The following is a 20,372-nucleotide window of genomic DNA, read 5'->3' on the forward strand; positions in this document are numbered from 1 at the left end:
CTCCTTGGGATTTCGATTCAGGCAACGGCGTGGAGATGGGCGGGCTTGGTGGCGGGTGACGCCTGTTGCCCGGGGTTCGATTGACCGAGATAGAAGGCCCTGATGTCCTCGCGCTGGCGAAGCTCGGGGGCCGCGCCGGCGAGAACGGAAACGCCGTTCTCCAGCACCGTGGCAAGGTCGGCATATCGCAGCGCCACTGCGGAGTTCTGCTCGGCGACCAGGATGGATAGGCCAGTCTCGCGGTTGAGATTTTTCAAGCTCTGGAAGATGTCCTGGACGATGATTGGCGCGAGCCCCATCGACGGTTCGTCCAGGACGAGCAGCCGCGGCCGCGACATCAGCGCCCTGCCGATGGCGGTCATCTGCTGTTCGCCGCCGGAGGTCAGGCCGGACAATGTCCGGCGTTTTTCCCGAAGCCTCGGGAAATAGCCGTAGATCCGTTCGAGATCCCCGTTGATCTCGGCGCGGCTGCCGCTGCGGCCGATGCCGCCGGCGATCAGATTCTCCTCGACGGTGAGGCTTTTGAAGCAGTGGCGGCCTTCCAGCACCTGAACCAGCCCGGCGCGCACCAGATCACCCGGTTTGCGGCGCGAGACATCCGAGCCGTCATAGCGGATGGTGCCGGCATTGACCTGGCCGCGTTCGGCCGGCAGCAGGTTGGAGACGGCCTTCAGCGTCGTGGTCTTGCCAGCGCCATTGGCACCGAGCAATGCCAGTATCTGGCCGCGCCTGAGCTCGAAACTGACGCCATGCAGCGCCGTGATGGCGTGGTTGTAGGTGGCATGGACCGTGTCCACAGCAAGAATGACGTCATCGTTCGGCATAGGCTGTTCTTTCGCGGTTCGAAAACCGAACAGGTCGGGCGCCACGGAAACTTGGTCCGCGACGCCCGGCACTGACTGATCAGTTGGTGGTCACAGCATTGGCATCGTCGGCGGTGCGCAGCTTGATGCCCTTCTCGGCGGCGTAGGCCTCGGCGGACTTCTCGATGATTGGCCGCAGCAGCGCCCAGTCCGGCGCGATCCAGTCGGAGACGACGTTCCACTTCTTGCCGTCCCACTGCTGGAAGGTCACGTAGCCTTCGCCTTCATGGTTGTCCCAGCTGACATTGATCGAGTGGAACAGGTCCTTGGCGCCAAGCGCCTCGACCTTGGCCGGATCAAGCTTGAGATGCTCGAAGCCCCAGCGGACCTCGTCGCCGGTCAGCGTGCGGTGGCCGAACTTCTCCTGCGCGATCCGGATCGCCTCGACATTGAGGATGCCGTTGACGATGCCGAGATTGTGGTAGACCGAGCCGATGCGCGCCTTGTCTTCAAGGTTACCCTTGCCGGCGCCGTAGACCGTCTTCACGATCTCCTGAACCACCGGGTAGGAGTTGCCGGAAGCCTGCGTGGTGATGGCGGTGTAACCCTTGGCGGCGTCGCCGGCAGGGATGACATCCTCTTCAGAATTCGACCAGACATTGCCGACGATGTGATCGACGGGATAGCCGACCTTGACCGCCGTCTTCAGCGCCACCGGGTTCATCACACCCCAGCCGCGCAGGACGACGAAATCCGGCTTGGCGCGGCGGATGGTCAGCCACTGCGACTGCTGCTCGTTGCCGGGATGCGGCACCTCGATCTGCTGCACGGTGAAGCCGTATTTCTGCGCCAGCAGCTCATAGATCGGGATGGTCTCCTTGCCGTAGGGCGAGCCGTGATAGAGCACGACGATCTTCTTGCCCTTCAGCTTGTCGATGCCGCCTTCCTTGGAGGCGATGTAGTTCACGATGCCTGATGTCTCGCTGTAGGGATTGAGCAGCAGCGGGAAGACGTAGGGGAAGACACGCCCGTCGGTGGAATCGGTGCGGCCGTGGTTGACGGTGATCAGCGGCACCTTGTCGGCGGTGATGCGGTCAATCATGGCATAGGCGATGCCGACCGAGAGCGGGTTCCAGGCGGCGGCGCCGGCATGGCTCTTCTGCCGCTCGTAGCATTCGACGCCGCGCTCGACCTCGTACTGGGTCTCGCATTCGTCCCAGGTCAGCTTGACGCCGTTGACGCCGCCGTCACGGATGTTGATGAGGTTGAGATAGTCGATGAAGCCGCCGAAGAAGCCGGTGCCGCCGGCCGCGTAAGGCCCGACGCGATAGCTCTGCAGCGGAAAATATTGTTCGTCGGCGTGCGCGGCGGGCAAGGCCACCGACACGATCATCGCCGCGGACAATGCCGCCGCCTTGATTGTGCTGAGGAAAGTCATGGTCGAGGTACTCCCGGTATGGGCCGTCTTGTTCGGCCCCTTGTTCATTTTCGGATGCATCAGCTCAAGTCGACTGCCAGGCGAACAGGAGCCGTCTTCGGACCCTGTCCCACAGCGCCACCAGCCCGTCGGGTTCAAGGATCAGAAACAGGATGATGAGCGCGCCCAGAACGATGCGCTGGCTCATGTCGAGCACGCCCGAATCGAAGAGATCGCCGAGCAGGAAGCCGCCGAGGCGCGACAGAGCGAGCGGGAAAACCAGGATGAGGGCGGCGCCGAAAAACGCGCCGCGGATCGAAGCCAGCCCGCCGATGATGATGATGAACAGGATCTGGAACGACCGATCGAGATCGAAGCCGTCCGGCTCGACGGTCCTCAGATAGGCGAAGGCCCAGATGACGCCTGCGACGCCGATGATGAAGGACGAGATGGCGAAGGCCAGCAGCTTGGTCCTCAGCACCGGAATGCCGATGATGCGGGCGGCGGTTTCATTGTCGCGGATGGCGATGAAGTTGCGACCGGTCTGCGACGAGACCAGCCTGTAGGCAAGGAAGGTCAGCACAGTGACGATTGTCAGCGCGAACAAATAGCGGCCGACGGCGCCGTCGAGCGCTAAACCTGAAATCGACAGTCTCGGCGCGTCGATGACGCCTGACGCCGAGTTGTTGGAGAACCAGCTGAACTTGGTCAGCGCCCATTGCACGAAGAACTGCGCGGCGAGCGTCGAGACCGCGAGATAAAAACCCTTCAGACGCAGGCTGGGCAGGCCGAAAACGATGCCGATCGCGGCGGCGACGATGCCGGCCAGGAAGATGCTGCCGATCAGCGGCAGGCCCTCGACGCGCAGGTTGAAATTATAGGCGGCGAAGGCGCCCGCCGCCATGAAGGCGGCACTGCCCAGCGAGACCTGGCCGGCATAGCCGGTGAGAATGTTCAAGCCCACGCCTGCGAGGCTGAGCGCCAGGAACGGCAGCAGGATGGCCTCGAACACATAACTTGAGCCGATCAGCGGCACGACACCATAGGCGAAGGCGAGCAGCAGGACCGGTACGACCCATTTCGGCAGCACCGGCGCGGCGACGAAATCGCTTGTTATCGCGGTCATCGTTCAGATCCTCTCAACGAGCTTCTGGCCGAACAGGCCGGAAGGGCGGATCAGCAGGAAGACGAGCGCGACGACATAGGCAAACCAGCTCTCGATGCCGCCGCCGAAATAATCGCCGATATAGACCTCGGCGAGCTTCTCACTGGCGCCGATCAGCAGCCCGCCGACGATGGCGCCGAGGATGGAATCGAAGCCGCCGAGCACCAGCACCGGCAGCGCCTTGAGCACCACCAGCGACAGCGAGAACTGCACGCCGAGGCGTGCGCCCCAGAGCAGTCCCGCCACCAGGGCGACAAGGCCGGCGGCAGCCCACACGGTGGCCCAGATCAGCGGCAGCCTGAGACCGACCGCGAGGGCCGCGAACTGGTCGTCGGCAACGGCGCGGAAGGAGAGGCCGATGCGGGTGTAGCGGAAGAACAGCGACAGCAGGAGGACCATGCCGGCGGCAACCACCGCGGCAAAAATGTCGAACTGGCTGATCAGCACGCCGCCGATTTCCAGCGGCACGTCCTCGATGCCGAGATCGAGGCCATGGACCTGCGTGCCCCAGATCAGCTGGGCGGCGCCCTCGATGATGTAGGACAGGCCGAGCGTCGCCATGAACAGTGTGATCGGCGGCTTGTTGGTCAGTGGCCGCAGCACCGTGCGCTCGATGGCGACACCCATCGCCACCATGAAGGCGAAGGTGACCGCCAGCGCCAGCGCGAACGGAATACCGCGCTCGACGAGGCTGACGAAGGTGAGTGCCGCAAACAGCAGCATCGCGCCTTGCGCGAAATTGAGCACGCCCGAGGTCTTGTAGATGAGCACGAAGCCGATCGCGACAAGCGAATACATGACGCCTGAGAGCAGGCCGCCGACGAGCACTTCGATGAGGAATTGGTAGTCGAAATCGGCGATCATATGCCTGCCCCGTCCTCATTGTCCGAGGCGACGCCGAGATAGGCATCGATGACGCGTTGGTCGTTCCTGACTTCATCGGGCGTGGCGTCGGCGATCTTGCGGCCGTAGTCGAGAACGGCGATGCGATCGGACAGACCCATGACGACGCCGACATCGTGCTCGATCAACACCACGGTGGTGGCGAAACGATCGCGCGCGGCACGGACGAAAGACGCCATCTCGCTCTTTTCGCTCGCTGTCATGCCGGCCATCGGCTCGTCCAGCAAAAGCAGGCGCGGCTCGGCCACCAGCGCGCGGGCCAGTTCGACACGCTTCTGCAGCCCGTAAGGCAAGGTGCCGACAAGACGGTCGCGAATGGCGGTGAGATGGAGGAATTCAAGGATCTGTTCGGCACGGCTGCGTGAATCGCGCTGCTCGCCACGCGAGCGGCCGATGCCGAGCACCTGGCCGGCAAAGTTGGAGCGAACCTTGTAGGCAAGGCCAGAGGCGACATTGTCGAGGACGCTTAGGCCCTTGAACAGTGCGAGATTCTGGAAGGTTCTGGCGACGCCGAGATGGGCCAGCCGCTGCGTCGGGACCTGGGCATAGGAGGTACCGTCGAGCTGGACATGGCCGCGATCCGGCCGGTAGACGCCGCTGATGACGTTGATCAGCGAACTCTTGCCGGCGCCGTTCGGGCCGATGATGGCACGGATCTCGCCTTGGCGGACCGATAGGTCGATATCGGCCAGTGCCACGACGCCGCCAAAGGACAGGCTGATGCCCTGAAGCGAAAGCAACGCTGAGGCATCGCCGGCAACGGCCCCTGCCGACTTGGCGACATCTTCGAACGACTGCTCCGGCCGTGGACCTGACGGCAGGCCGCGCGCAAAGACCTCCGGTGCATAGGCGGAAGCCTCCATCACTCCGAGCGTATAACTGGGCAACGGCATTCCAATCGTCCTCGATTAGGCGCGCAAAATCCTGTTGCCGCCCGACGGATCAGCGCGCCGGGCAAGCTTCATGTGTGCAGGCCGGCGCGTGTCCGGCGTGCCTATGGGGTGACTATTCCGCCGCCAGCGACGCCGCCGCCTCGGCGTCTTCCAGTTCGCGAACGAGCGGGATGACATGCTTGCCGAAATACTCGACCTCTTCCTGGAAGTGCAGGAAACCGAGCAGGATGAGATCCGCACCCGCGCGCTTCAGGTCGACGACGCGTTGAGCGACCTGCCTGGGGGTGCCGATCAGGTTCGAGCGGAAGCCGTCATTGTACTGGACCAGATCGTCGAAGGATGATTTCGCCCAATTGCCCTCACCTTCCGGCGAGGCCTTGCCGGCATTCTTGACCTCATGGCCAAAAGCATTGACCGCGTCGGGATTGGCCTCGGCGATGATTTCGGCGAGCACCGCCCTGGCCTCGTCCTCGGTCTCGCGAACGACCGCGAAGGCGTTGACGCCAACTTTGACGGAATGGTTATTGGCCTTCGCCTTGACCCTGATATCATCGACCTGCTTGGCGATCTCGGCCGGCGTGTTGCCGTTGGTGAAGTACCAGTCCGAGACGCGCGATGCCATGTCGCGCGCGGCGCGCGACGAGCCGCCTTGGAAGATTTCGGGTACTTGCGGCGGTTTCGGCTTCAGCGAATACTCATTGAAGCGGTAGAAATCGCCACGGAAGGTGAAGCTGTCTTCAGTCCATATTCCGCGCAGCGCACGGATGAATTCCTCCGAGCGGCGGTAGCGCTCGTCATGGTCGAGCCAATGCTCGCCGATGGCATGGAACTCGCCGCGGAACCAGCCGGAGACAAGGTTGATCGCGACGCGGCCGTTGGTCAGGTAGCTGATGGTGGCGATCTGCTTGGCCGCCAGCGCCGGGTTCCATGGTCCTGGCAGGATCGCCGCGATGACCTTGAGCGTCGTGGTCGCCGCCAGCAGATCATGGCTGAACGCCACCGATTCATGCTGTTCGTCGGCGCCGTAGCCGGCCGTGAAACGTATCTGGCTGAGCGCGTAGTCGAAGCCGGCCTTCTCGGCGATCTGCGCCAGCTTGCGATTGTACTCGGCAGAATGGTTGGTGCGCTGCTCGATGTTGGAAATCACCAGGCCGCCCGAAACATTCGGCACCCAGTAGGCGAATTTGATCGGATCGGCTTCTGCATGTGCCATGAACTGTCTCCCATTCAGGCCGTGTCGTTGATCGCTCCGGTCGCGCCGGCTCCGATATTTATTATGTTTATAGAATATATATACAAAGAAGGATTTTCCGTTTTTGGGGCGCTCTTGGGACGGAAATACCAATTTTCGCTGCCGAACCCGGCCCGCAGGTGTCAGCCCACGTGTGGACGGTGCGCGGCATTGGGGCCGATGGCCTGCGCTGACGGCAGCGTTACCAGCAGCTTGGCAATTTCAACCGCGACCGCCTGGGCATGGCGGGCGACTTCCGGCAGACCCATGAGCTCGCCGAAAGTCCCTCGTGCCAGCGGGCCGGCGACCAGGAGTGTCGCGACCGCCGCGCCGTCCCGGCCGATCGCGCGGCTGTCGAGACCTGTCTCGATGCCAAGCCCATATTGGTCCGTCCTGATCAAGCCGGCTTCCGCCAGCGAGCTTAGCGCCGGGTTCAGCTGCAGCGCCTGCCCATGGGCCGGACCGGTGGTGTTGATGACGGCAGCGAAGCGCATCGTCTCGATCCGGGTCTGCCCGCGCCGTTGAAAGCTGACAGCCAGGCTGCCGTCCTCGTCGTTCGACGCGACAAGCCTGGCGGCAATGGTGTCGACTGTACCGGCGGCATGACGCCGGTCGAGCACGGCGGCGACCTGCGGCGCGATCCTGAAGCGATGCACGTCCCAGAACACGCGCAGCTGGCGCACCAGCCTTGCCCGCTCCGGCGGCGCAAGTGCGGCCCACAGCACCGGCCCCTGGAGGCGCAGCTGATCGAAGACCGACTGCCAGTTGACATTGGCGGCGCGCGCGGCCGCCAGCGTCGCGCGAATGGTCTTGAGCAGGCCGAGCGCCGTCGTGGCCGGCGCGGATGCAAAGTCGCCAAAAGGCTCGCCCCTGATATCCGGGTGGCCGCGCGAGCGCAGGCCGCGGCGCGACAGCGCGAGGATACGGCCGCGATGGCCACGGCGGTCAAGTTCGGCGACCATGTCGGCCGAGGTCAACCCGGAGCCGACGATCAGCACCGACGCCTCCGGCCCGATCCCTGAAAGCGCGGCGGAAGCGTACGGATCGGCGACGAAACCTGGCGCTTCCGTCAGCGAGGCCAGCGCGTTGGGAATTCCGGGCCGCGGATGCGTCGCTGCCAGGACGAGGATATCGGCGACGACCGGTCCGGCAGAGGTGTGCACGGTCCAGCCCGCGCCACTGGCATCGCGTGTCACGCGTGTGGCGGAACCTTCGACATGATGGACAAGGCCGGAACCGAGATACGGCGCCAGATGCTCGGCGACGTAGCGGCCGAACACGCGACGGCGCGGAAAAGCGTCGCCGTTCTTCCAGATGGCCTCCGGGTCGTGTTCGAGTTCTCCGCTGCCAGCCAACCAGCGTGCAAAATGCTGCGGATCATCGGGAGCCATGCTCATCCTGACTGCGGGGACATTGACCCGGTGCGACGGTTCCTCGCTGGAATAGGCCAGGCCGCCGCCGAGCGCTGGTCGCGGCTCGATGACGGAAATCGACAGGCACTCCGATTGAGGTGCCCGCGCCAGATGCCAGGCCACCGCCGCGCCGGAAAAGCCGCCGCCAAGGATGGCGACGCGCAACCGGCGGGCCGGAGGGAGCGCGTTCACGAGGCGCTGGCGAGCGATTTCGGCCGGTGGTCGCCGGCGATGGTCTCGCCGAACGGACCGGTGTTGACGGACGAGCCGGCGGCTTTTACCGGATGGTCGGTCGGCAGTTTCGGCAGCACCAGTTCGCCGAAGCGATAGGCTTCTTCCAGATGCGGATAGCCGGACAGGATGAAGGTATCGATGCCGAGGCGCCGGTACTCGTCGATACGCTCGGCGATCGTGTCGGGGTCGCCGACAAGGGCAGTACCGGCACCGCCGCGCACCAAGCCGACGCCGGCCCACAAATTGGGCGCGATCTCGAGCTTGGCACGATCGCCGCCATGCAATGCGCTCATCCGCGCCTGCCCGATCGAATCCATGCGCGCAAAGACTTTTTGGGCCGAGGCGATCGTCGCGTCGTCGAGGCGGCTGATCAGCCTGTCGGCAGCGGCCCAGGCCTCCTCGGTGGTTTCGCGGGCGATGACATGCAGCCTAATGCCGAAGGAGAGCTTGCGGCCGGCCTTCTGCGCCAGTTCACGCACGCTGTCCAGCTTGCGCCCGACATCGGCAGGCGGCTCGCCCCAGGTCAAATATTTGTCGATCTCCTGCGCCGCCACCACCGACCCAGCGTCGGACGAACCGCCGAAATACAGCGGCGGGTAAGGCGTCTGCACCGGCGGAAACAGCAGCCTTCCGTCCTCGATGTGGAAATGCTTGCCGTCATGCTCGACCGTCTCGCCGCTCAGCACCCGCTTGTATATGCGCAGGAACTCCTGCGTCACCTCATAGCGTTCGGCATGCGACAGGAAAATGCCGTCGCCCTTGTTCTCCAGCGGATCGCCGCCGGTGACGACGTTGATCAGCAGGCGGCCATTGGAGATGCGGTCCAGCGTCGCAGTCATGCGCGCGGCCAGCGTCGGCGACTGCAAACCGGGCCGCACGGCGACAAGGAAACGCAAGCGTTCGGTCATCGGCACAAGAGCCGATGCGATCACCCAGGAATCCTCGCACGAGCGGCCGGTCGGCAACAGCACGCCATAGTAGCCGAGCGTGTCGGCCGCCTTCGCCACTTGCGTCAGATAGGGCAGATCGACCGATCTGCCGCCCTCGGCCGTGCCGAGATAGCGGCTGTCGCCATGCGTCGGCAGAAACCAGAGCACCTTGATACGGTCTGGAATGTGCTTGCTCATGGCCTGTCTCCCGTCGCCTGACGGAGGCGGCCGGAGATGCCTGCTTTGGTTGACGGCGAGCGCAAAAAGGTAGGCATGGCGTGGTCCTGTCCGGGTGGAAACCAGATCGCCAGTGCAGATTGCTTATTCCACAAACTCTGTAGAGTTAGTTTATTCCAATTCCGTTGCCGCTATTAGAATTTCTCTCCCCAAGAAATCGGCGGCGAGGCCGACCCGAGTGCAGCGGGCCGGCCTTCCTGCATCAGAACGCTGGTTCGACCGCGTTGACGTTGTCCTTGGTGACGACTGTCAGCGGGATCGGCAGCCGGTCCTTGACCTCCTTGCCCTCGATGATCTCGGCCATCGTGTTGATCGCCAGGCGGCCATCCTCGACGGGCGACTGGACGATGGTCGAGTACATCTCATTGGTGCGGATCGATTCGAACGCATCCTTCTGGCCATTGATGCCGACGATCGGCGGTGCGGCCTTGGAGGGGTTCGCCTCTTTCCATGCGTCGATGAAGCCGCGGGCCATCGTGTCGTCATTGGCGTAGACACCGCTGATCTGGTCGCCGAAGCGTGTGATCAGATCGCGGCTCACCACCAGCGCCTTTTGCTGGTCGAAGTCGGCGTTGACCGTGTCGAGCACGTTGATCTCGGCATTGGTTTCCTTGAGACGGTCGGTAAATCCGCTGACGCGGCCGATCGTGGTGCCGTTGCCGGCCTGGCCGGCGATGATGACGACGGAGCCCTTGCCGCCCAGCGCCTTGCTCAGCGAGTCCGCCGCCAGCTTGCCTTCCTCATAGACATCAGGCCCGGTGAACGACTTGATGAACGGCTTGGCATCGTCGCTCATCGGCGAATTGATGAGGATCGCCGGAATGTTCGCCTGCTGCGCGCGCGCCAGCCCCGGTATGTATGCCTGCGGGTCGAGCGGCCACAGGATGATGCCGTCGACCTTGCGCGCAACGCAGGTGTTGAGCTGCTCGGTGCCTTTCTGGACATCAAAATCCTGGCTGAGGCTCAGGATCTCGATGCCGAGTTCCGCAGCGCGCGCCTGAAGCGCCTTGTTGGCCGGCGTCGCGTAGGCATGCGAATCCGCTGCCGTCACGTAGCAGACCGTCTTGGCGCTGGCCCAGCCCGTCGATGCCAGCACAGCCGCCATGGCGGCGACGTGAAGCATGCTTTTCTTGCCAATCATGTGTTTCCTCCCAATCATGTGGTTCCTCCTTGAGTGATTGGATTGTCGCGAACGAGCGCCGGACGCGTGCCCGAAGCCCTCCCCTTGGTGGTAACGGCCCGATCGAGCACGACGAGCAGGATCAGGATAAGCCCGGACACGACCTGCTGGACGTATGCGGGAACGGACTGGAACTCCATCGCGATGGTCAGCGAGCCGATCGTCAGCACGCCGCCGAGCGTGCCGAGCGCGGATCCCTTGCCGCCTTCGAGACGAGTCCCGCCGACAACGACCGCGGCAATGACGGCGACCGTCAGTTCCGAGCCGAAGACAGGCGAGCCGGTGTTGGTGACGAGGCTCTGGAGAACCCCCGCCAGGCCGGCAAGCGTGCCGGCAAAGACAAAGCCGAGAAAGACGATACGGTCCGAGGCGATACCGCTTTCCTTGGCAGCCGCCGGATTGGACCCCACCGCAAAGACGTTGCGCCCAGGTATGGTGCGCGTCAGCCAGAAATGCAGCAGCACGATCAGGGCGATGAACAGCACGCTGCGGAGGGTGAAGACATCGAGATAGATCTTGGCCAGCGCCAGGGAGAGCATGATGTCGGTTCCGGTCACAGGCTGGCTGTTGGTGATCCAGTGCGCGAGTGAGCGGAAGATCAGCATCGTCGCGAGCGTCAGCACGAGCGAATTCACCTTCAGGCCGACGACCAGCATGCCGTTGATGGCGCCTGCCAGGGTACCGACCAGGATGCCGACGATCGCGGCAGGCAGGATGCCGATCTCTCGCTGCAGGATGACCGATACGATGCCGGCCAGGGCAAACACGGCGCCACCGGAGAGGTCGATCTGGCCCGATATCAAAAGCACCGTCAGGCCGACCGCGATCAGGCCGATCGTCGCCGCCCGGTCGAGACCGAGGCCGAGCGTCGATGCCGAGAGGTAGCCGGGGACCAACAGCGCGGAAATGACGAGCGTCAGGCCGAGAATGATGACGACGCGATGCTGCGAGACAAGCGAAAGAAAACGCATCACGCCACGCCCCGCTTGCGCAATGCCGCATCCATGCCGACGGCACCGACGATCAGGATGCCGAGCAGGAAACCCTGGATTGGCGTGCGCACACCGTCGAGCACCATGACGTTGGTCAGCAGTTGCACGAAGATGAGGCCGGCAATGGCCCGCGGCACCGATCCGAAGCCGCCGACGATCGACACGCCGCCGACCACCACCGCCGTGATGGCGCTGAATTCGTAGCCGCCGCCGATGAGCGGCCGCGCGCTCTGCAGCGTCAGTCCGAGCAGGCCGCCGCTGATGCCGGAAGCCAGTGCGGTGATCACGAAGGCGCCAGCCTTCACGGCCCGCACCGGAACCGCACTAGCCTCGGCGGCGCTGTAATTGCCGCCGGTGGCGAGCGTCCATCTACCCCAGAAGGAGCGGGACAGGACGAAATGGCCGACAAGGGCGATGACCAGGAAGATCAACACCACGACCGGAATGCCGAACAGCCGGCCCTTGGCGAATTCGGCTGAGGCGGGATTGCTGCCATAGACGATGACCCCGCCGACAGCCGCTTGGACGATGCCCAGTCCGATCGTGCCAACGCCGAGCGTGGCAATGATGGGATTGATGCCGACATATCCGACCAGGCCCCCGTTGAGCAGGCCTATGAGGCCCGCGAGACCCACCGCCAGCAGGAACGCCGGCAGCGGCCCGATCATCGGCTGCAGCCCGAGCGACAGGATGGCGCCGCAGGCGATGGTGGCCGGCACCGACAGGTCGGCCAGGCCGCCGACCACGAGCACGAAGGTCATGCCGACGACGACGATGCCGACGATAGACATCGAGGTCAGGACGTTGAGCAAATTGCCTGACGTGAAGAAGGCGGGGCTGACGAGGGAGCCGTAGAGCATCACGGCGACGATGGCGAAGGCGAGCCCCGCCTTCGACAGGACATCGACAAGCCTGCTGCCACGCGTAAAGCGGTCGTTGCGGTTCACGCCACCGATCTCCATGGCCGCTTCGCTCAAGCCATCTCCTCCCCGGTGGCCAGCGCCATGATGCGCTCCTCGCTCAATTCGCTGCGCAAGAGAGGCTCGGAGGCATAGCCATCGCGCATCACCACCACGCGGTCGCAGACTCCGAGGATTTCGGGCAGTTCCGACGAGATCATCACGACCGCCATGCCGCCGGCGACGAGTTGGCCGATGATGTGGTGGATCTCGGCCTTGGCGCCGACGTCGACGCCCCGCGTCGGCTCGTCGAGGATCAAGGCCGAAGGTTTGGCGGCAAGCCATTTGGCGATGACCGCCTTCTGCTGGTTGCCGCCCGACAGAAGGCTGATGCGCCGTTCGCCGTCGGGCGGTGAAATCGAAAACTGCTTGACCGAATCCCGGGCAAGCGCGCGATCGGCGCTGCGGCTGATGCGCCCGAAACGGGTCAGGCGGCGCAGGATGGGCAGGCTGATGTTTTCCCGGACCGACATTCCAGGCACGACGCCATCGCCCTTGCGATCTTCCGGAACATAGGCAATGCCTGCCCTGACCGCCTGGGATGGCGAGTTGATCGAGACCTCGCGTCCGTTGACGCTGACCGTGCCCTCGACAAGCCGCGACAGGCCGAAGATTGCGCGGGCAACCTCGGTGCGGCCAGCGCCCACCAAGCCGGTCAAGCCCAGTATCTCGCCGGCGCGCACTTCGAAGCTGACATCGCGGAAGCGCTGTCCGTCGCTGATATGCTCCACGCGCAACACGGACTTGCCGATCGCGGCCGGACTTTTCGGGAAGACATTGCTAACTTCGCGACCGACCATCAGCCTGATCATATCGGCAGCCTTTATGCCCTTGATCGGACGCGTCTGGATCATTGAGCCATCGCGCAGCACCGTCACCTCATCGGCGATTTCGAGCACCTCCTTCAGCCGATGGCTGATGTAGACGATGGCGATGCCGTCATCGCGCATCTTGCGCAGGATCCGGAACAGCGCCGCCGTCTCATGCTCGCTGAGGCTGGATGTCGGCTCGTCCAGCACGATGATCCTCGGCTGCGCCGCATAGGCCTTGGCGATCTCGACGAGCTGCTGCTGGCTGATAGAAAGGTTGCCGAGCCGTTCACGCGGATTAATGGCCGCTCCGAGCTCGTCGAGGACGGCAGCCGCCGCCCTGACCATCTCGCGCTTGCGCAGAAAGGTCCATTTGCCGGGCATGCGGCCGAGATAGACGTTCTCGGCGACGGTCAGGTCGGGGACCAGATTGATTTCCTGGTGCACCATGCGGATGCCGAGCGCCTGGGCGTCGGCGGGCCGGCGCATGCGCACCTCGGCGTCACCGACTTTGATCGTGCCGCTGGTGGGCGCGTAGGATCCGTTGAGGATCTTCATGAGCGTCGATTTGCCGGCGCCGTTCTCACCCACGACCGCATGAACGGTGCCGAATTTCACGGCAAAATTGACGTTGGACAGAGCCTTCACGCCTGGAAAGTTCTTGCTGATGCCTCGCATATCCAAGGCGCAATCGGCGGCGACGGTCATATCTGGCTAGGTTCCTCCTGGCGGCCGGCCGGTGCGCTACATCGGCCTTCGATATGTTAGTATAATAGCGCTGCAAACGCAGTTCGGGCTTCTTCGAACAAGCTTGAATGGCCTGCGCTGTTGAAGATCCAGGCCTCAGTCCCGGACTGAATTTTCCATCGTTCATCCTCACTATTGCACTAATATAACAGTTCTGGCAAGCTGGATTCCGGCGGGTCGTCATGACGTCGTGCGTCACCGACCCCCACGCTTGTATTGGATGCGTTCCAATTGACATTCTAGTACTATCTGGCCATTTCTGGTGAACGAAGACACGGATTTGCAATGGACCTGGATCCTTCGACGCTCAATCGGGCTCTTCCGCTCCGCGATCAGATCTACCACAAGATCCGCAACCTGATCGTCGTCGGGCAGCTGAAGCCGGGAGAGGTCATCAACGAGGTCGCCATCGCGGAGGCCCTGGGGGTGTCTCGCACCCCCGTTCGCGAAGCGGTCAAGCGCATCAGCGACGAGGGCCTGGTCAAGATCCTGGCGCAGACCGGCACCTATGTTGCTCCGATCAGCCGGGCCGACCTGGAAGAAGCCTATGTCATCCGGCGGGCACTGGAGATGGAAAGCGCCCGACGCGCGGCCGCCAAGTTCACGGCGGCAGCCAGCGAATTGCTGGAAGACAACATGGCGGCGCACCGGCTTGCCATATCCCGCGGCAGATATGCCACCGCGATACAACTCGACGATGTCTTCCACCGCACCATAGCCGAGATCTGCGGCCTGCCGATGATCTGGAGAGCCGTCGACATCTCGAAGGCACAGATGGATCGCGGGCGCTATCTCGCTATCCCAAGACCGGGTTATGGCGAACAGACGATCGAGCAGCACGAGGCCATTTTCGACGCGCTGAAGCGCCACGACGCCGAGGGTGCGGCACGGGCCATGGAACATCATCTCGAGACGTCGTTCCGCAACACGCTCGAAGTCGCCGCCGACCTTCTCGGCTGAAGCCCCGCGAGCAACCAGCATGCAAAGAATGGGACTTTGTATCGGCGTGAAAGCCGAGGCGATCGCGGACTACAAGCGCGTCCACGCCGCCGTCTGGCCCGAAGTGCTCGACGTCATCAGCCGCGCCAACATCCGCAACTATTCGATCTTCCTGCGCGAACCGGAGAACCCTCTGTTCGCCTGCTGGGAGTATCACGGCAGCGACTTCGCCAAGGATGCAGCGCGGATGAGCGAGTCGCCGGCCATGCGCAAATGGTGGGAACTGTGCGGCCCCATGCAGACGCCGCTGCCGACGCGCGCCGACGGCGAATGGTGGGCGGCCATGGAAGAGGTCTTCCATCTCGATTGACCAGAACGTTATCGGGCAGTCGCTTCCCGGATATGCCCCAACGACGTGGCGACCGGTCCGTCTTTCATGACGACCTCATCCAGTCTCCGGCCTTGACCTCTGACATTCTATTATACTAGTATTCCAAATCATTTCTTGTCTCTCGACCTCCTGTCGCGGAGAACTTTTTCAGAGTTTGGGTCATGGCGCGGTTCATCAAGCTTTCGGGGGCCGACAACATTCTTCTGGCGGTCGATCCGTTGAAGATCGGCGAAAAAGCCGGTGACGTGGCTGCCAGGGCACGCATACCGCGCGGGCACAAAATGGCCTTGCGCGACATCGGCTCGGACCAGCCGATCGTGAAATACGGCCAGACCATCGGTTTTGCGCGGGAACCAATCGTCGCCGGCGACTGGGTTCACGAGCACAATGTGTATCTGCGAAATTTCGAACGCGACTACGTCTTCGGCACGAATACCAGGCAAACCGAGATCGTTGCCGAGGCCGAGCGCGCTACTTTCATGGGTTACCGCCGGCCGGGCGGCAAGGTGGGCACGCGCAACTTCATTGCCGTCCTGACCTCGGTGAACTGCTCTGCCAGCGTCGCCCGGTTCATCACCGACGAGGTCAACCGGTCTGGCATCCTGCGCGACTATCCCAATGTCGACGGTATCATCGCACTCGTCCACGGCACTGGCTGCGGCATCGACACCAAGGGTCCCGCTTACGACCTGTTGAAAAGGACGCAATGGGGCTTTGCCACGAACCCCAATATCGGCGGCGTGCTGATGGTCGGACTCGGCTGCGAAGCGTTCCAGATCCCACGCTGGATGCAGTCGTACAACATCAAGGAGAGCACGATTTTCCGCACGATGACCATCCAGGAAACCGGCGGTACGCGAAAGACGGTCGAGGCTGGCGTGAAGGCGATCGTCGACATGCTGCCTACGGTGAACGCCGCCGAAAGGACGCCGCAACCAGCCTCCGAACTGGTGCTTGCGCTGCAATGCGGCGGATCGGACGGTTACTCCGGCATCAGCGCCAATCCGGCACTAGGTGCTGCGGTGGACCTGCTTGTCGGGCAAGGCGGTACGGCGGTGCTCTCGGAGACGCCCGAGATCTATGGCGCCGAACATCTCCTCGCCTTGCGCGCCGAGAGCCGCGCGGTGGGCGAAAAGCTGATCGAACGCATCCGCTGGTGGGAGGATTATACCGCCAGGCACGACATGGAGATGAACAACAACCCTTCGCCCGGCAACAAGCTGGGTGGGTTGACGACCATCCTGGAGAAATCGCTCGGCGCTTCCGCCAAGGGCGGCACCACCAATCTGCGGGCGGTGCTGGAATATGCCGAGCCGATCAACGAGCGCGGCCTCGTCTTCATGGATACGCCCGGCTACGACCCGGTCTCGGCCACCGGGCAGGTCGCCGGCGGCGCCAACATATTGTGCTTCACCACCGGCCGCGGTTCGGCCTTCGGCTGCAAGCCGACGCCCTCGATCAAGCTTGCCTCCAACACCTTCATCTTCGAGCAGATGCGCGAGGACATGGATATCAATTGCGGAGACATACTGGACGGCGTCTCGCTGGCCGAGAAGGGCGAGGAGATATTTGCCGAGATCCTGCGCGTCGCTTCCGGCGGGCGCACCAGGTCGGAAGCGCTCGGCTATGGCGACAACGAGTTCGTGCCATGGAGCCTTGGCGCGACCATGTAGCGATCGCCGGCCTGCACAGGCCGGCCTTTATCCCGGAAGTAGCTCAAACGGAAAGAACCGCTCGACATGAACAGGATCGATCTTGACGGCCAGCACGCTGTGGTCACCGGTGGCGCCCAAGGCCTCGGCTTTGCGATGGCCAGGCGTTTCGTCGCTTCCGGCGCGACGGTCAGCTTGTGGGATCTCGATGAGGCCCGCCTCGAAACCGCCAAGAAGGAACTCGGCAACGCTGCCACGACAGAGATCGTGGACGTCGCCGATTGGACGTCGGTGGACGCGGCGCGCGCCAGGACCGAAGATCTGGCCGGCAAGATTTCCATTCTGGTCAATTCCGCCGGAATTGCCGGCCCTGCCGCCCCGCTCGACGTCTACGACATCGAGACGTGGAAGAAGGTCATCGACGTCAACGTAAACGGTACGTTCTACGTCAATCGCGCCGTGGTTCCCGGAATGAAGGAGCGCAATTACGGACGGATCGTCAACATCGCTTCGGTCGCCGGCAAGGAGGGCAACCCCAACGCCTCCGCCTATTCAGCCTCGAAGGCGGCGGTCATCGGCTTGACCAAGTCGCTCGGCAAGGAACTGGCGCAGTACGACATCGCCGTGAACTGCATCTCGCCGGCCACGGCACAGACGCGCATCCTCGAACAGCTGACGCCGGAGCACATCGAATATATGCGCTCGCGCATTCCGCGCGGCCGCCTGCTGGAGGTCGACGAAGCCGCGGCGATGGTCGCCTGGCTCGTCTCCAAGGAGAACAGTTTCACGACCGCCTCCACGTTCGACCTGTCGGGTGGGCGGACGACCTATTGAAGGGCAGTTGCCGTTCAGCCAGGTAACCGACCGAGGCCAGCCGCAAAGCGCGCCACCATCGCCACGCCGGTCTCGTTGGGCCGCATCGCCGGAGCCCGGTCGTGTATCGGGATGCCGGCACGGGCGCCGAACAACCGCTTGCCGTAGCAGATCAGGTTCTCGATGCCCTGCATGACGAAGACCGCTGCCGGCAGCATTCTTGCATACTCGGCCTCGGCCGTCGCTTCGTCACCGATCCGAAACGCATTGTAGGCGCGCACGGCGAGGTCGATGCCATCAGGCGCCAGGATCATGCCGCGGCAACCGATGCGGAAATTGTCGATCAGTTCAAGGCCGCCGCGTCCGTTGAAAACGGGTATCCGGCCTTCGGTGCGTTCGATCAATCCGGCAATGTCGGTGACAGGGCCTTCGCCCTTGATCAGCCTTATGTTGGGATGAAGCGTGACGAGTTCGCGGATCTCGTCCGATGACAGGCCGCGCCCGAAAAACGCCGGCGCGTTCTGGATCGCCACCGGCAGGTCGGTTGCCTCGGCGACGCGGCCGAAGAACCTGGTGTATTCCGGCGCACCATAGGATCCGACCGGCGGCGGCTGCAGGATCACCCAATCCGCTCCCACGCTTTCAGCATGGCGAAGCTGTGCCACCTGCTCAGCCACCGAAGCGCCGAAGATGGTGAAGGCAAGCGGCACTTTTCCAGCCGTATCTTCCGCCGTCCAGTCCATGATCGTCCGGCGCTCGGCCTCGGTCAGCTTGGCGACTTCCGTCGCCAGGCCGAGCGCCGCCATACCGTGCACGCCGGTCGCCAGGCAGATCTCGACTTGCCGACGCATCGCCGCGCGGTCCAGTTGTTCGTTCGCGTCAAAGAGCGCGTAGAGAATGGCGTGAATGCCGTGGAAATCGTCAGGCCGGAAATTGGGCATGCTGGTCGGCCTCAATGGCTTTCGCGTGGAATGGCGTGGCCACGGCATCCGACGAGAAAGTCGAGATCGGCGCCGCGGTCCGCCTGCAGGACACGGTCGACGTAGAGGCCCTGATAGCCGCCGCGCATCGCCGGGACGGGCGGTAGCCAGGATTCACGACGCCGCGCCAACTCCTGTGCCGACACGTCGAGATGCAGCTTCCTTGCTTCGACGTCGAGCTCGATGAAGTCGCCGCTCCTGACCAGCGCCAGCGGGCCGCCGATGGCGGCTTCGGGTGCGGCATGCAGCACGACGGTGCCGAAGGCGGTGCCGGACATGCGGGCATCGGAGATGCGGATCATGTCGCGGACACCCTGCTTCAGCAGCTTCCGGGGCAGCGCCATGTTGCCGACCTCGGCCATCCCCGGATAGCCCTTGGGCCCGCAATTCTTCAGCACCATGATCGACGCTTCGTCGACGTCGAGCGCGGGATCGTCGACGCGCGCCTTGTAGTCGTCGATGTCCTCGAAGGCGACGGCGCGGCCGCGATGCTTCATCAGGGCCGGTGACGCGGCTGACGGCTTGATGATGGCGCCGTCGGGCGCCAGATTGCCACGCAGCACCGCGATACCGCCATTGGGAGTAAGCGCCTTGTCGCGCGGGCGGATCACCTCGGGATTGTAGTTTTCAGCGTCACGGATGTTGTCGCGCACGGTCTTGCCGGTGACGGTCAGCACGTCGAGATCGAGCAGATCGCCAATCTCCTTCATGACCGCCGGAATGCCGCCTGCGTAGCAGAAGTCCTCCATCAGGAAGCGGCCTGACGGCATCAGGTCGAGGATGGTCGGTACATCGCGGCCATACCGATCCCAATCGTCCAGTGTCAGTTCGGTGCCGACGCGGCCGGCAATCGCCAGCAGATGCACGACCGCATTGGTCGAGCCGCCGATGGCACCATTGACACGGATGGCGTTGGCGAAAGCTTCTTTCTTGAGGATGGCGGACGGGCGGAGATTCTCATTGACCATCTCGACGATGCGCCGCCCCGTCATGCGGGCGATGCGACTGCGGCGCGCGTCGACCGCCGGATAGGCAGCGTTGCCCGGCAGCGCCAGGCCGAGCGCTTCGACCATCGAGGCCATGGTCGAGGCCGTGCCCATGGTCATGCAATGACCCGGCGAGCGTGACATGGCACTCTCGGCATTAGCGAAATCCTGCTCGCTCATCACGCCGGCGCGGACATCCTCGGAGAATTTCCAGACATCGGTGCCGGAACCTATCTCGCGGCCCTGGAAACGGCCATTGAGCATCGGCCCGCCGGAAATGACGATCGACGGCAGGTCGCAGGAGGCCGCGCCCATGACCAGCGACGGGGTGGTCTTGTCGCAGCCTGCCATCAGCACGACACCGTCCATCGGATTGCCGCGGATCGCTTCCTCGACATCCATCGAGGCGAGATTGCGGAACAGCATCGCCGTCGGGCGCAGATTGGATTCGCCGCAGGAGAAGACCGGGAATTCCAGCGGCAGGCCGCCGGCTTCCAGCACGCCCGCCTTGATGTGCTCGATCAGGCCACGGAAATGCACGTGGCAAGGCGTGAATTCGGAGAAGGTGTTGCAGATGCCGATCACCGGGCGGCCGTCGAAGGCATCGTCGGGCAGGCCGTTGTTCTTCATCCAGCTGCGGTGAATGAAGGCGTCCTTGCCCTGCCCGCCGAACCAGTGCTGCGATCGTCTCTTGGTCATG

General features: G+C 63.7%; 18 protein-coding genes. 4 read left to right on the top strand and 14 right to left on the bottom strand.

Annotated features, from left to right (window positions below; all coding sequences use genetic code 11):
- Positions 1-17: 17 nt before the first annotated feature.
- The 12 genes from MESCI_RS01415 to MESCI_RS01470 all read right to left on the bottom strand — a co-directional run bounded on the left by MESCI_RS01415 (position 18) and on the right by MESCI_RS01470 (position 13,872).
- The gene (locus MESCI_RS01415; RefSeq protein WP_164919833.1) at positions 18-824 is read right to left on the bottom strand and encodes an ABC transporter ATP-binding protein; all 807 of its coding nucleotides are present in this window, start codon (positions 822-824) and stop codon (positions 18-20) included.
- Positions 825-903: 79 nt separating this feature from the next.
- Entirely contained in the window at positions 904-2,241 is a 1,338-nt protein-coding gene (locus MESCI_RS01420; RefSeq protein ID WP_013528156.1) for an ABC transporter substrate-binding protein, read from the bottom strand.
- A gap of 64 nt (positions 2,242-2,305) precedes the next feature.
- Complete coding sequence (locus tag MESCI_RS01425; protein WP_013528157.1) at positions 2,306-3,346, bottom strand: branched-chain amino acid ABC transporter permease; 1,041 nt, start codon at positions 3,344-3,346, stop codon at positions 2,306-2,308.
- Between the two features lie 3 nt (positions 3,347-3,349).
- Complete coding sequence (locus MESCI_RS01430) at positions 3,350-4,249, bottom strand: branched-chain amino acid ABC transporter permease (protein ID WP_013528158.1); 900 nt, start codon at positions 4,247-4,249, stop codon at positions 3,350-3,352.
- Complete coding sequence (locus MESCI_RS01435) at positions 4,246-5,181, bottom strand: ABC transporter ATP-binding protein (RefSeq protein WP_013528159.1); 936 nt, start codon at positions 5,179-5,181, stop codon at positions 4,246-4,248. Before MESCI_RS01435 ends, MESCI_RS01430 begins: the two co-directional genes overlap by 4 nt.
- A 112-nt stretch (positions 5,182-5,293) precedes the next feature.
- The gene (sfnG, locus tag MESCI_RS01440) at positions 5,294-6,394 is read right to left on the bottom strand and encodes a dimethylsulfone monooxygenase SfnG (RefSeq protein ID WP_013528160.1); all 1,101 of its coding nucleotides are present in this window, start codon (positions 6,392-6,394) and stop codon (positions 5,294-5,296) included.
- Between the two features lie 161 nt (positions 6,395-6,555).
- Positions 6,556-8,016, bottom strand: a complete 1,461-nt coding sequence (locus MESCI_RS01445) for an FAD/NAD(P)-binding protein (protein ID WP_013528161.1) — start codon at positions 8,014-8,016, stop codon at positions 6,556-6,558.
- Positions 8,013-9,185 (bottom strand): FMNH2-dependent alkanesulfonate monooxygenase, encoded by a 1,173-nt coding sequence (ssuD, locus tag MESCI_RS01450; RefSeq protein ID WP_013528162.1) that lies wholly within the window; start codon positions 9,183-9,185, stop codon positions 8,013-8,015. Before ssuD ends, MESCI_RS01445 begins: the two co-directional genes overlap by 4 nt.
- Before the next feature lie 241 nt (positions 9,186-9,426).
- Positions 9,427-10,365, bottom strand: coding sequence for a sugar ABC transporter substrate-binding protein (locus MESCI_RS01455; protein WP_013528163.1), 939 nt, complete (start codon positions 10,363-10,365; stop codon positions 9,427-9,429).
- Positions 10,366-10,379: 14 nt separating this feature from the next.
- Positions 10,380-11,375 carry an ABC transporter permease gene (locus MESCI_RS01460; RefSeq protein WP_013528164.1) on the bottom strand — a complete coding sequence of 332 codons (996 nt, stop codon included), beginning with the start codon at positions 11,373-11,375 and terminating at the stop codon, positions 10,380-10,382.
- Positions 11,375-12,373, bottom strand: coding sequence for an ABC transporter permease (locus MESCI_RS01465; protein ID WP_245268583.1), 999 nt, complete (start codon positions 12,371-12,373; stop codon positions 11,375-11,377). Before MESCI_RS01465 ends, MESCI_RS01460 begins: the two co-directional genes overlap by 1 nt.
- Positions 12,370-13,872: a sugar ABC transporter ATP-binding protein gene (locus tag MESCI_RS01470; RefSeq protein ID WP_013528166.1), complete on the bottom strand. Its 1,503-nt coding sequence runs from the start codon at positions 13,870-13,872 to the stop codon at positions 12,370-12,372. Before MESCI_RS01470 ends, MESCI_RS01465 begins: the two co-directional genes overlap by 4 nt.
- 324 nt (positions 13,873-14,196) lie before the next feature.
- Here MESCI_RS01470 and MESCI_RS01475 point away from each other — a divergent pair, with 324 nt between their 5' ends.
- The 4 genes from MESCI_RS01475 to MESCI_RS01490 all read left to right on the top strand — a co-directional run bounded on the left by MESCI_RS01475 (position 14,197) and on the right by MESCI_RS01490 (position 17,727).
- The gene (locus tag MESCI_RS01475; protein WP_013528167.1) at positions 14,197-14,871 is read left to right on the top strand and encodes a GntR family transcriptional regulator; all 675 of its coding nucleotides are present in this window, start codon (positions 14,197-14,199) and stop codon (positions 14,869-14,871) included.
- Positions 14,872-14,890: 19 nt separating this feature from the next.
- On the top strand, positions 14,891-15,220 hold the full coding sequence (locus MESCI_RS01480) for an L-rhamnose mutarotase (RefSeq protein ID WP_013528168.1): 330 nt from the start codon (positions 14,891-14,893) through the stop codon (positions 15,218-15,220).
- A gap of 182 nt (positions 15,221-15,402) precedes the next feature.
- Entirely contained in the window at positions 15,403-16,914 is a 1,512-nt protein-coding gene (locus MESCI_RS01485; protein WP_013528169.1) for a UxaA family hydrolase, read from the top strand.
- A 66-nt stretch (positions 16,915-16,980) separates the two neighbouring features.
- Positions 16,981-17,727 carry an SDR family NAD(P)-dependent oxidoreductase gene (locus MESCI_RS01490; protein ID WP_013528170.1) on the top strand — a complete coding sequence of 249 codons (747 nt, stop codon included), beginning with the start codon at positions 16,981-16,983 and terminating at the stop codon, positions 17,725-17,727.
- Positions 17,728-17,741: 14 nt separating this feature from the next.
- On the opposite strand, the gene MESCI_RS01495 is transcribed toward MESCI_RS01490, so the two are convergent.
- Both MESCI_RS01495 and MESCI_RS01500 read right to left on the bottom strand, forming a co-directional pair.
- On the bottom strand, positions 17,742-18,647 hold the full coding sequence (locus MESCI_RS01495; RefSeq protein WP_013528171.1) for a dihydrodipicolinate synthase family protein: 906 nt from the start codon (positions 18,645-18,647) through the stop codon (positions 17,742-17,744).
- 11 nt (positions 18,648-18,658) lie between these two features.
- A complete protein-coding gene (locus tag MESCI_RS01500; RefSeq protein ID WP_013528172.1) occupies positions 18,659-20,371 on the bottom strand; it encodes an IlvD/Edd family dehydratase in 1,713 nt (570 codons plus the stop codon).
- Position 20,372: the final 1 nt, after the last annotated feature.

Origin of the sequence: Mesorhizobium ciceri biovar biserrulae WSM1271 (genome assembly GCF_000185905.1) — a bacterium.
Taxonomy (GTDB): domain Bacteria; phylum Pseudomonadota; class Alphaproteobacteria; order Rhizobiales; family Rhizobiaceae; genus Mesorhizobium; species Mesorhizobium ciceri.